The following is an 11660-nucleotide window of genomic DNA, read 5'->3' as shown; positions in this document are numbered from 1 at the left end:
ACTGGGAGCAGGCCGATTCCGCCGAGGACGGGACGGGCGAGCAGTCCTGGGAGTCGTTCGCCACCCCGGAACTGACCGCCATTCATTCCTCGCTCATGGAAGCGATGGCCTCGCTGAAGGATCCGCGCACCCGCTGACCCGTCGGCTGTGCCCTGCGGCCTCGAATGCGCCGCAGGGCATGGGCATCCGAAAGGACTTCCGGGCCGCCCGCTCGGCTTGTGGCCGCGTATCGTCCGCAACTGAGGCTTCGATCGTCCTGTACCTCATGGAGAGGGGCAACAAACGCCTGGCCAGCTCCGGCAGCGAACTCGGCGGCCCCGGCAATTCCCGATGCTCCCTGACCAGCCGTCAGGGGCACGAGGAGCATTCCTCGCCGATTCTGTAGTTGCGCCAATTCCGACCTGGCTTGCTCGCGGGCCTTTCTCGCTCGGCCGCGTTGTCGGCGGCCTGCATGATGGGCACTGCCAGGAAGACACAACCCGGTCGGCGAGCACCGATGCCGCACACTTCGATCGCGTATTCGGTGGCGCAGCGGAGAACCAGCACATCGACATCGCGAGCAGATTGCCTTCGATCACCTTCAGCGCGACACCGGCCTCGGCCACGCGGTAGCCGATGTCGCCCTTCAGGCCGCTGAGCTGCCCGTCAGGAAGGCTCGATCGCGCCTTCCCGGTCAGCGCGTGGACGCGGGATGAAGGCCGCGATCATCACGCAGAGGATCGCCGCACCGAGTCCGAGCGCGAGAGTGAGCAGGAAGCCGCTTTCGCTCGGACCGGTCACGCCACCGACCGTCGTGATGGACTGAGCGAGAATCGCGCCTGCGACGGCCGAGGCGATGGTCGTGCCGAGCGAGCGCATGAGCGCATTGAGCCCGTTCGCGGCTCCGGTCTCGCTCGCCGGCACGGCCTGCATGATGAGCGCGGGCATCGCGGCGTAGCCGAGGCCGACTCCCACGCCCAGCACAATATTGACGATGAGGATCTGCCATGGCTCGGCGTGGAAGATCAGTGCGAGCCCGTAGGCGAGCGCGAGAATCGCGGCACCGATGATGAGCAGGGGCTTCGCGCCCCAGCGCCGCTCGACCCTGCCCGCGACGGGTGACATCGCCATCATCGCCAGACCAGCGGGCGCGAGGATCATCGCCGCGACCGTGAGTGTCAGTCCCAAGCCGATGCCGGTCGCCCGTGGCAGCGCGAGCAGTTGCGGCAGCACCACGTTCGACGCGAAGAGCGCGAAGCCCATCGAGACGGAAGCGAGGTTGGTGAGCAGCACCGGTCCGCGCGCGCTGACCCGCAGGTCGACGAGTGGATCTTGCACGCGCAGTTCGAACACGCCCCACAGCAACAGCACGACTACGCCGCCGAGCAGAAGTGTCAGGGTACGTGCGTCACTCCAGCCCCATTCGCCGCCGCGAGTGAGGGCGACGAGGGCGCCGACAAGCCCGAGCGCGAGCCCGATGATGCCGACGACGTCGATGCGTCCCGGTGTGCGCAACGTGCTCGACGGCACGAAGACCGCGTAGGCGACGAAGGCGAGCACCGCGATTCCCGCCGCCACCCAGAACAGCGCGTGCCAGTCGAACCGCTCGGCAACAACCGCGCTGAGCGGCAGGCCGAGCGCGCCGCCGACGCCGAGCGTCGCACTGACGAGCGCGATACCCGAGCCGAGCTTCCGTGGTGGCAGCACATCGCGGAGGATCGAGATGCCCAACGGAATGACGCCGGCCACCATGCCCTGCAACGCCCGAGCGATGACCATGGTCACCACATCATTCGAGAGGGCGGCGAGAATTGCGCCGGCCGCCTGTAACAGCAGGAGTGCCATGGCGATTCGGCGCTTGCCGAACATATCGCCGAGCCGTCCCGCGACGGGTGTACAGACCGCGGCAGCCACCAGCGTCGCAGTGATCACCCACGCGGTGTTGTCACTGGTGGTGTTCAGCAATCTCGGCAGCTCGCCCTGGATCGGAATGAGGATCGTCTGCATGAACGACGCGCCGAGGCCGGCGAAGGCGAGCACGGCGAGGACCACCCCCGAACCGTGCCGGCGCGTGCGGGCGCTGTCGCCTCCGCGTGCCCCGCCGCCATCGGCGGAGGTCACAGCGAGGTCCTGGGTCGGTGCGTGGGTCATCGGTCGTTCGCCCATCCCTTCTGATCATGATCAAAATTCATGAGACTGCGTCTCTCTAACGAGAGATAGTATCATCTTGTAGACTTTTGATCATGGCCAGTAAAGTGCGCGATCGCAGCCGCGAGATCCTGCGTGCCGAGCTCGCGGATGCCGCGGCCACCTTCTGCGCCGAGCGCGGATTCGACGAGGTCAGGGCGGACGAGATCGCACAGGGCATCGGAATCTCACGCGCAACCTTCTTCCGCTACTTCACGTCGAAAGAGGATGCGGTGGTATCCGCCGCGCGCGGCTCGGCCGAACGCGCCGGCGCCTTCGCGCAGCGCGTCGCCGAGGCCGCCGACGCCGCGGAGCCCGGTACGACCGTGTGGGCGATCATCCGCACGGCCACCGAGTCGATGGTCGACACAGCTGAGACACGCGGGGACCCGCTACGGGCGCGCCTGCGCATGATCACCGCCGTGCCCGCGCTCGAGGCGCACCTGGCCACCCAACAGCGCGGCGATCAATCGGCCATCGCCGACGTGCTGCGCGAGCGCGTCGGCGACGATCGCGCCGCCCATGCCATCGCCGCAGCCGCGGTCGCCGCCGTCGACCTCGCCTGGCAGGAGTGGGCGCGCACACCCGATTCGAAGCTGCGCCCGCTGCTCGACGCCTATTTCACGGCGTTCGGCGACGTCACGCTGCCGAAGCTCACCTGAGCTGACACCGAAGCCCGAGCCACTCAGAGAGGAGAACCGGCGCCACTCGCCTCGGTGAGAAAGGACCAGACGCTGGCTGAAATGGCGGAAGCAGGGTTCGCGGTCGCCGGGTTCGTCTCGATCCGAACCGCTTCTCCCCGTGAACCACCGGCGGGTCCGTAGAACTCGCCGCCGTGTGCGTGCGGATCGGTCAGCGCGCGGACGCCCGGCCACGCCGCAGCATCCTTGCCTTGCGCCCAGCGGGTGTAGGGGTTGCGCTGATAGGGCACGGTCTCGTCAAGGATTCCGGCGCGGCGCTTTCGCGTCGACGCCGACTCCGGGGTGCGTCAGGATTGATGAGATCGGCAGACCTGCCGCGCGTATGCGTCGATCGAGTTCGTACGCCTCGGACAGCATCCGCCTCAACGACCTCGCCCGCGAGACCGGCCTGGGCGCCGGAACGATCTACCGGCACTTCGCGACGGTGACGTCGCTGATCGAGTGCCTCGATATGGATGCCCTGGAACAGCTGGCCGCGGCCGCGCGGCGCGCCCGCTGAATCAGCAGGGAGGAGAGTGGATTCAACGATCCTCCCGGCCGAGGTGACACCCGTGTCCGGAGGAGCGCACGGGGGCGTCCCACGGACTACCCCGTGAAGGGCAACGCGTCGACGGCAAAGGTGAGTGCGTCGACCTCTCGCGTGAGAGCGGACTCTGCCAGTGGCAATGCTCGCCAGAGGACCAGTCCGTTGACGACGCCGAGAAGGAAGTGGGCCCTGGCCGTGTTGTCACCCGCTTCGAGAGCCCCCTGCTCCACGAGAACCGACAGCCATGCCTCGACGCGCCTCGTCGCCTGCTCGTCGAAGGCGGCGTATGTGGCACGGACGTCTTCGGGGGCGTCAGGGCTGATGTAGTTCCTGAACATCTCCGCCCATCGCGTCCGGGCCGTGTCCCCGGTGCCGATGGCGGCGACGAGCCGACCCAAGTTGTCGATGAGGCGCTGGCGTGCTGGCAGCGCCGTGTCGTGGATGCGATCGTCGGGCATCGCCGACTCGTACAACGCCGCGAGGACGGCGTCGAGCAGAACGCGCTGAGTCGGGAAATAGTGCCGCAGGGTCCCCATTCCGACACCCGCTCGCTCGGCGACCGCACGCACTGTCAGTCGGTGCCCTTGACCCTCTTCCATCATCGACGTGGCCGCATCCAAGATCTTGCCTCGCGTGCTCATGACCCTTCCCGTTTCTGCCAATCGGCGCACCGCCCACGCTAGCACACTGTGCTAATATCATTGCTAGCACATTGTGCCAGCCATCGTCGGCAAGACGCACCGATCGGGACTCCGAGCTACCGACAGCCGGCCGCGGGCTGCATCCTCGCCGCCCTGTCACGACCATCCGCGCGCCGTCGAGGCCACCACACATCCGACGCACAATGAAAGAACGCATCATGCGCCGAAAGCACAAGCTCCCTGCCCTCCTAACCGCCACACTCGTCCCGGCAGCACTGCTGCTGCCCGCCTGCACGACGCCACCAGCTTCTGACATTTCCACGACAGCGGCCGACCTGGACCGCTTCTACGATCAGGAACTCCAGTTCGAATCCTGCGATGGCTATGCCATCACCGAGTTGCAGGAGACGACGTTCAACGCCGTCACCCGCGCCGAGTGCGCGCGCCTGACGGTTCCCATCGACTACGACCACCCTGACGACGGCACCACGCAACTCGCCGTGACGCGCATGGCCGCCCGCGGCGACACAAAGGGCTCCGTGGTCGTCAACTCCGGCGGCCCCGGCGGTTCCGGACAATTGCAGGCCGTCATCGCCTCCGCCGGTTTCAAGGACACCCCCATCACGGAGCAGTACGACATCGTCGGCATCGACCCCCGCGGCGTGTCGGCCTCGTCCCCGGCCATCGACTGCATCTCCGACGAGCAGACGGATGACACCGGATTCGTGTTCCCCGCCGGCGTCGTCCAGGGATCCTGGACGGCAGCAGACACGCAGGAGATCGCCGAAGAGTGCACCCGGCGCACCGGCAGCGAACAGTTCATCGCCGAGGTCGGGACCCCGAACGTCGCCCGCGACATGGATATCCTCCGAGCGGCCCTCGGCGACGAGAAGCTGACCTACATCGGACAGAGCTACGGCACCCGCCTCGGCGCGGTATACGCCGAGATGTTCCCCTCGAACGTCCGCGCGCTCGTCCTCGACGGCGCCCAGGACCCCACCCTGGAGACCGCGCAGCGGAAAGTCACGCAATACGCCGGATTCCAGCGCTCCTTCGATCTGATGGCAGACTCCTGCACTCGGGAACCGGACTGCGTCCTCGGCCAGGACCGCGATCAGGCGCTGCGACGGTTCCAGGAGATCGTCCGCCCGCTCATCGACACACCCGCGTCGACCGTGAGCGGCCGCCCCGTGGACTTCAACACGGCGATCGGCGCCGTCATCGGCGGGCTCTACCAGTCCACGACCTGGCCGGACGTCCAGGCCGGTATCGCGGAGCTGACGCAGGGCAAGGGTGACACTCTGCTCGCCCTCAGCGACGGATTCGCCGAACGCGGCTCCGACGGTGTCTGGTCCAACTATCTCGAGGCGAACGTCGTCATCAACTGCATGGACGAGCAGCGCCGCACTCCGGAACAGGAGGAGCGGCTGCGCGCGAAGATCTGGGAGGAAGCGCCCTTCCTGGACCCAGGCGAGAGCATCGAGGGCGCGCGCGACGGCTGCGAAGCCATGCCGGGCGACACCGAACTCACCTATCCGTACGCGCAGGACATCTCCGGCCTGCCCGAGACCCTCACCATCTCCATCACGGGTGACCCGACCACCCCGTATGCGGGCGGCGTCGCCCTTGCCGAGTCCCTGGGCGGCGCCCTGCTCACCGTAGAAGGCGAACAGCACACCATCGCGATGAGCGGCGCGAGCATCTGCGTCAATGACGTCGTCAGCGCCTACATCATCGACCTCGAGATCCCCGATGAGGGAGCCGCCTGCACGCTCGGCTGAGGTCGCGTCGTCTCCACTTCTGAGTCCCGCCTGAGGCGCAGGCCGGGTCGTGGAGTGTTGAGGTACGGCCTCCCCCATCGTGTTCCAGAACAGGTCTTCTCATCGCGATCGCCGGGAGCAGCTCGAGCAACACGCACTGACGCGTGGCACTCGATCCTCGGTCGCCACTCTCGTTGGCACTGCCGTGTGCCCGTGTGTCGAGCTTGGTCGGCCATCCATCCTGTCCGTGGCTATGTGTCTTCGGTGGTGCGTTGATTGTCGGAGTCGACGCCGGACATGGTGCTCAGCGTTCGGCGTTGCCTGGCCGAACCACGCCACAATTCGGAGTGAACCGGCACCGACCGGTGGCCGTCGCACTGCGGGAAACTACTCCAGACCTTTTTGATAACCACGGTGACACATCTCCACATGTGGCCGTTTTGAGCGTGACGGACCGGTATACGAGCTGATCTCCCGTGATGACAAAGGCCCCGCACCGGGTGTCGCCGGTACGGGGCCTCCGCCAAAAAGAGCTGCTGGGAGCTACTTTTCACTCACTGAACATCACTTACTCGCCAGCGCCTTCGCCTCGCGACGACGACGGTGCAGGATGGGCTCGGTGTAACCGTTGGGCTGCTTGGTGCCCTCCAGGATCAGCTCCTTGGCGGCCTGGAAAGCCACGCTGCCCGCGAAGTCGGGCGCCATCGGCCGGTAGCTCGCGTCACCGGCGTTCTGGCGGTCGACGACCGGGGCCATCCGCTCCAGGCTGGCCACCACCTCGTCGGCGGAGACGATGCCGTGGCGCAGCCAGTTGGCCATCAGCTGGCTGGAGATGCGCAGGGTGGCGCGGTCCTCCATGAGCGCGACGTCCTTGATGTCGGGCACCTTCGAGCAGCCGACGCCCTGGTCGATCCAACGCACCACATAACCGAGGATCGACTGGGAGTTGTTGTCCAGCTCCTGCTGCTTCTCCTCGGCCGACCAGTTGGTGTCGGCGGCCAGCGGGATCTCCAGGATCTGGTCGACGGTGGCTCGGGGGCCACCCTTGACCAACTCGGTCTGCCGCTTGAACACGTCCACCAGGTGGTAGTGGGTGGCGTGCAGGGTGGCTGCGGTGGGCGAAGGCACCCACGCGGTGTTGGCGCCCGCCTTCGGGTGGCCGACCTTCTGCACCAGCATGTCGGCCATCAGGTCCGGCATGGCCCACATGCCCTTACCGATCTGCGCCTTACCGGGCAGCCCGGTGGCCAGACCGGTGTCGACGTTCCAGTCCTCGTAGGAGGCGATCCACTGCTGAGCCTTCATATCGGCCTTGCGGACCATCGGCCCGGCCTCCATGGAGGTGTGGATCTCGTCGCCGGTGCGGTCGAGGAAGCCGGTGTTGATGAACACCACGCGCTCCTGAGCGGCCGCGATACAGGCCTTCAGGTTGACGGTGGTGCGGCGCTCCTCGTCCATGATGCCGACCTTGAGGGTGTTGCGCGGCACACCGATGACGTCTTCGATGCGGCCGAACAGCTCATTGGTGAAGGCCACCTCGTCGGGGCCGTGCATCTTCGGCTTCACGATGTAGACCGAGCCGGTGCGGCTGTTCTTCAGCGTCGTGTCGCCGCTGAGCGCGTGCTTGGCGATCAGCGAGGTGATCAGGCCGTCCATGATGCCCTCGGGCACCTCGTTGCCCTCGGCGTCGAGGATGGCGTCGGAGGTCATCAGGTGGCCGACGTTGCGCACGAACAGCAGCGAGCGGCCGTGCAGCACCAGCTCGGAACCGTCGAGGGCGGTGTACACGCGGTCGGGGTTCATGGTGCGGGTGAAGCTCTTGCCGCCCTTGCTGACCTCTTCGGACAGATCGCCCTTCATCAGGCCGAGCCAGTTGTGGTAGCAGAGCACCTTGTCCTCGGCGTCGACCGCGGCGACCGAGTCCTCGAAGTCCATGATCGTGGTGACGGCGGACTCCAGCACCACGTCCTTGACGCCCGCGGTGTCGGTGCTGCCGATCGGCGATTCGGGATCGATCTGGATCTCGATGTGCAGCCCGTTGTGCTTCAGCAGAATCGAGGTCGGGGATTCGGGATCGCCCAGGTAGCCGACCAGCTGCGAGGCATCGGCCAAGCCGATCTCGGTGCCGTCCTCCAGGCCGACCTCCAGCTCACCGTCGACGATCTTGTACGAGGTGGAGCCGATGTGTGAGCCGGTGATCAGGGTGACCGAATCATCGAGGAAGTTGCGCGCCCACTCGATGACCTTGTCGCCGCGCACCTTGTTGTAGCCGGTGCCCTTCTCGGCGCCGTTGGCTTCAGAGATGGCATCGGTGCCGTAGAGGGCGTCGTAGAGCGAACCCCAGCGCGCGTTGGCGGCGTTGATCGCGAAGCGCGCGTTCATCACCGGCACCACCAGCTGCGGGCCCGCGGTGGTCGCGATCTCGTCGTCGACGTTCTGGGTGGCGATCTGGAAATCGGCCGGTTCGGGGCGCAGGTACCCGATCTCGGTCAGAAAGTTCTTGTAGGCGGCCTTGTCGTAGTTCGCGCCGGGGTTCTCGCCGTGCCAGGCGTCGAGCTTGCCCTGGATCTCGTCGCGTTCGGCCAACAGAGCACGGTTGCGCGGGGCGAGATCATTGATCACCTGCTCCGCACCGGCCCAGAACGCGGCGGAATCCACGCCGGTACCCGGAAGCGCCTCGTTCTCTACGAACTCGTGGAGAACACTGGCCACCTGGAGCCCGCCGACCTGAATCCGCTCTGTCATCTAAGCCTCACTTGTAGAGAAACGGGTAGGGAAAGTCGCAGCCATGTTACCCGTCGGTAGTGCTACGACCGCGCGTCGGGGTCAACACCGGCGCAGGCCGGTCTGTTCCCGCCGCCACCGACCCTACCGGGCCTTTTACCACGACAGCGGCAGGCCATCCGACACCGGAGTCCACCGCCGCCGAGAAAATGGCCCGACAACTCGGTATCCGGTGTGCCACCATGATTTCGACGATGATCCACCGCATCCGGTGGTGATCGACGAGAACTCAGGAGAGGAGGAGGTGGCTTTGACTTCGATGAATTCCATGCAGCTATGGGCTCCGATCGTCTGCACCCAGCCGCGGCTGCTGATCAGCGTCGCGCGCGCGGCACTCGAATCCGGCCGCCTCCAGGACGGCCGCTGAACCACAGCACCCCCGCCCCATCCGCACATCCCTGATCTCGCCTCTCGCTCTCCCGAAACATGGTGATTCCCATGCCGATACGCCGTGCCGCCACAGCGGTGGCTCCCACTGCCGACAACTGGATACACACCCCGGTGCTGGTGCTCAACGCCAGCTACGAGGCGATCGACGAGATCGCCGCCGACCGCGCGGTGGTGCTGTTGCTCAGCGGTGCCGCCGAATCGGTCGCCGACCGGGAGCCGCGTTTCCCCATCCGCTCCAAGCATCTGCACATCGTGCTGCCCGAGACGATCCGGCTGCTGCGCTACGTCTACCTCGAGCACACGACACGGGTGCGCGATGAGAGCCGCGCCACGGCGGCGGGCGTTCTGCGGCGCGATAAGCACCGGTGCGGCTATTGCGCGGCGTGGGCGCGCACCGTCGACCACATCCGTCCGCGCAGCCGGGGCGGGCCCAATACCTGGGCCAACCTCATCGCCTGCTGCGGACCGTGCAACACCAGCAAGGCCGACCGCACTCCCGAGGAGGCGGGCATGCGGCTGCTGTGGGAGCCCAAGGCCCCCGACCCGCTGGCCCAGCGGCAGCGCCGTATCTGGAAGCAGCTCGCCGCCACCGCCTGACCGGATCCGCAGAAAGGAGAGGATCGCCATGACCGTCACCACCTTGACCGACCTGCTCCCACTCTCGGACAGCCGGGAGTGGCATCGCGCCGCATGCCGCGGTGACCCCAACCACGAGGCGTGGTTCCCGTACCCGTCGCAGGATTTCGCCTACGCCCGCACCGTGTGCGCGGGGTGCCCGATCCGGGCCGCCTGCGGCGATTTCGCCGAGCGCACCGGCCAGTCCGGCGTGTGGGGTGGGCACGAATTCGACCGCGGACGGGTGATCCGCGAATGATCCGGTGCGGTGGCCCGCCGTCGTCCCCACGGCGGCGGGCCACGGCCCGGCTGTGGCGGCACACACACGCATACACTCGTGCCTCGTGGGTACACATCGCAGCCGTTCCAGGTCCCGGGGTATCAGCAAAGGTCCCGTTATCACCGTGGTGGCTGTGCTACTACTCGTCGGAGCCGTCTTCGGCTGGTTCCAGTTACGCGATCGCTCCAGCAGCAGCACCAGCGCGGCGGCCGCGGAATGCGTCGAGGGGGACACGGTCCTGAATGTGACGGTCGATCCGTCGCTCGCCGCCACGGTCCGCACGATCGCCGACCGATACAACGCCACCGAACCGATCGTCGGCGACCACTGCGTGACGGTGCGGATCGAGGCGCAATCCGCCACGGCGGTGGCCGCCGCGTTCGCCAGCAACACACCCTGGGATCCAGCGTTGGGCCCGCAGCCCGCGCTGTGGATCCCCGAGTCGATGCGTCAGATCGAATCGGTGCGGGTGCCAGGACTCGTCCAGGGCACACCGGCGTCGGTGGCGGTCAGCCCGATCGCATTGGCGGTACCGGGCGAACTCGGCGCCGCACTCGGGCGCGGGCCGATCACCTGGGCGGATCTGCCACGCCTGCAACGTGGTTCGCTCGAGGAGGTGCAGCTGCCGTGGGGTGGGCTCCGGATGGCGGTGCCGCCCGGTGACGCGACGCTGGCCGCCGCCACCGCGGTCGCTTCCGCGGTCTCGGGCGCCGATCCGCTCACCGAGGACGCCGCGCTGTCCGGTCAGGTCGTCGCCGCGGTGTCCGCGCTGGCCGCCACGGCGCCGGAAGTCGCCGACATTCCCGCCGCGCTCGGTGCGCTCACCGCGACTCCCCCGGCCGCCGCCACCATTCACGCGGTCGCCGCTACCGAACAGCAAATCAACGCGCACGGCGGGCTCACCGCGTTCGTCCCGGCCGGTGCGGCGCCCGTGGCCGACTATCCGGCGGCCATGATGACCGGCCATTGGGTCGACAGCGCCCAGAACATGGTCGCCGGTGTGTTCACCGATTATCTTCGCGCCCCGGAGCAGGCCGCGGATTTCACCGCCGCCGGATTCGGTCCCGCTCCCGCCACCACCGCGCCGGTGCCCGCTCGCGCCGCATTGGACAAGGTGCGCGCCACCCTCGCCGAGCCGGTGCTCGGCGTGTCGGCGACCGTGCTGATCGATGTGTCGTCGTCGATGGGCGGCACCGACGGCTCCACCACCCGGTTGACCAATACCCTTGGCGCGCTGCGCTCCACCATGAATGTCATGCCGCCGGATTTCGGTCTCGGCGTCTGGACGTTCGGCAAGAACCTCGACGGAACCACGCCCTATCGGGTGCAGTCGATGACCGCACCGCTGGCCGCCGAACATCGCACCGAGATCACCCGATCGCTCGACACCATCCGCCCGACCGATCTGCGGGCCGACCAGTGCTATCCCACGCTGTTGGCCGCCTACCGCGCCGCCGTCGCCGGATACACTCCCGGCCGGACCAATTCGATCCTGCTGATCACCGACGGGCCCGAAGACGATTCCACCCTCACCGGAACCCAGCTGCTCGCCGATCTCACCGCCGCGTCCGATGCGTCGACCCCGGTGCGCGTGGACGTCATCGTGATCGGCGGCGAGGGCACCGACACGCTGCGCGCGGTCACCGAGACCACGGGCGGCACCTACACCCGAGTCCCCACCTCCAACGACATCAGCTTCGGTACGGCGATGGTGCAGGCGCTGACCACGACATAGCGGGCCGGTCGGGAATCCCGGCAGAGCGGGCGATCTCCGGGGCCTCTCGCCAGAGGCGGAGG

The 11660-nt window shown here is 67.4% G+C and carries 9 protein-coding genes; 6 read left to right on the top strand and 3 right to left on the bottom strand.

What is annotated here, in order from left to right:
• Window positions 1-645: 645 nt before the first annotated feature.
• Entirely contained in the window at window positions 646-2100 is a 1455-nt protein-coding gene (locus QH168_RS03900) for an MFS transporter (RefSeq protein WP_280232996.1), read from the bottom strand.
• A 122-nt stretch (window positions 2101-2222) separates the two neighbouring features.
• Between QH168_RS03900 and QH168_RS03895 the strand changes: the two genes are divergently transcribed.
• Together QH168_RS03895 and QH168_RS03890 are read left to right on the top strand one after the other, a co-directional pair.
• Window positions 2223-2828 carry a TetR family transcriptional regulator gene (locus tag QH168_RS03895; protein WP_280232995.1) on the top strand — a complete coding sequence of 202 codons (606 nt, stop codon included), beginning with the start codon at window positions 2223-2225 and terminating at the stop codon, window positions 2826-2828.
• A 361-nt stretch (window positions 2829-3189) separates the two neighbouring features.
• On the top strand, window positions 3190-3366 hold the full coding sequence (locus QH168_RS03890; RefSeq protein ID WP_280232994.1) for a TetR family transcriptional regulator: 177 nt from the start codon (window positions 3190-3192) through the stop codon (window positions 3364-3366).
• 86 nt (window positions 3367-3452) lie between these two features.
• Here QH168_RS03890 and QH168_RS03885 read toward each other — a convergent pair whose 3' ends face one another.
• The gene (locus tag QH168_RS03885; protein WP_280232993.1) at window positions 3453-4034 is read right to left on the bottom strand and encodes a TetR/AcrR family transcriptional regulator; all 582 of its coding nucleotides are present in this window, start codon (window positions 4032-4034) and stop codon (window positions 3453-3455) included.
• A gap of 218 nt (window positions 4035-4252) precedes the next feature.
• Here QH168_RS03885 and QH168_RS03880 point away from each other — a divergent pair, with 218 nt between their 5' ends.
• A complete protein-coding gene (locus QH168_RS03880; protein WP_280232992.1) occupies window positions 4253-5815 on the top strand; it encodes an alpha/beta fold hydrolase in 1563 nt (520 codons plus the stop codon).
• A 543-nt stretch (window positions 5816-6358) separates the two neighbouring features.
• Here the strand turns inward: QH168_RS03880 and QH168_RS03875 are convergent.
• On the bottom strand, window positions 6359-8539 hold the full coding sequence (locus QH168_RS03875; RefSeq protein WP_280232991.1) for a malate synthase G: 2181 nt from the start codon (window positions 8537-8539) through the stop codon (window positions 6359-6361).
• Between the two features lie 477 nt (window positions 8540-9016).
• Between QH168_RS03875 and QH168_RS03870 the strand changes: the two genes are divergently transcribed.
• The 3 genes from QH168_RS03870 (at window position 9017) to QH168_RS03860 (ending at window position 11598) form a co-directional block, all read left to right on the top strand.
• On the top strand, window positions 9017-9565 hold the full coding sequence (locus QH168_RS03870) for an HNH endonuclease (RefSeq protein WP_280232990.1): 549 nt from the start codon (window positions 9017-9019) through the stop codon (window positions 9563-9565).
• 28 nt (window positions 9566-9593) lie between these two features.
• Complete coding sequence (locus QH168_RS03865) at window positions 9594-9842, top strand: WhiB family transcriptional regulator (RefSeq protein WP_280232989.1); 249 nt, start codon at window positions 9594-9596, stop codon at window positions 9840-9842.
• 145 nt (window positions 9843-9987) lie between these two features.
• The gene (locus QH168_RS03860) at window positions 9988-11598 is read left to right on the top strand and encodes a VWA domain-containing protein (RefSeq protein ID WP_280232988.1); all 1611 of its coding nucleotides are present in this window, start codon (window positions 9988-9990) and stop codon (window positions 11596-11598) included.
• Window positions 11599-11660 lie beyond the last annotated feature (62 nt).

The sequence above is a fragment of the Nocardia cyriacigeorgica genome (assembly GCF_029868385.1).
In the GTDB taxonomy this organism is placed as follows: domain Bacteria; phylum Actinomycetota; class Actinomycetes; order Mycobacteriales; family Mycobacteriaceae; genus Nocardia; species Nocardia cyriacigeorgica_F.
Note: the sequence above shows the minus strand (reverse complement) of the source record. Positions and strands in the feature narration are given on the sequence as shown.

Excerpts from the sequence above, each read along its gene's own strand:
- QH168_RS03875 (WP_280232991.1), bottom strand. The coding sequence starts at position 8,539 with ATGACAGAGCGGATTCAGGTCGGCGGGCTCCAGGTGGCCAGTGTTCTC.
- QH168_RS03890 (WP_280232994.1), top strand. The coding sequence starts at position 3,190 with ATGCGTCGATCGAGTTCGTACGCCTCGGACAGCATCCGCCTCAACGAC.
- QH168_RS03870 (WP_280232990.1), top strand. The coding sequence starts at position 9,017 with ATGCCGATACGCCGTGCCGCCACAGCGGTGGCTCCCACTGCCGACAAC.
- QH168_RS03895 (WP_280232995.1), top strand. The coding sequence starts at position 2,223 with ATGGCCAGTAAAGTGCGCGATCGCAGCCGCGAGATCCTGCGTGCCGAG.
- QH168_RS03885 (WP_280232993.1), bottom strand. The coding sequence starts at position 4,034 with ATGAGCACGCGAGGCAAGATCTTGGATGCGGCCACGTCGATGATGGAA.
- QH168_RS03880 (WP_280232992.1), top strand. The coding sequence starts at position 4,253 with ATGCGCCGAAAGCACAAGCTCCCTGCCCTCCTAACCGCCACACTCGTC.
- QH168_RS03865 (WP_280232989.1), top strand. The coding sequence starts at position 9,594 with ATGACCGTCACCACCTTGACCGACCTGCTCCCACTCTCGGACAGCCGG.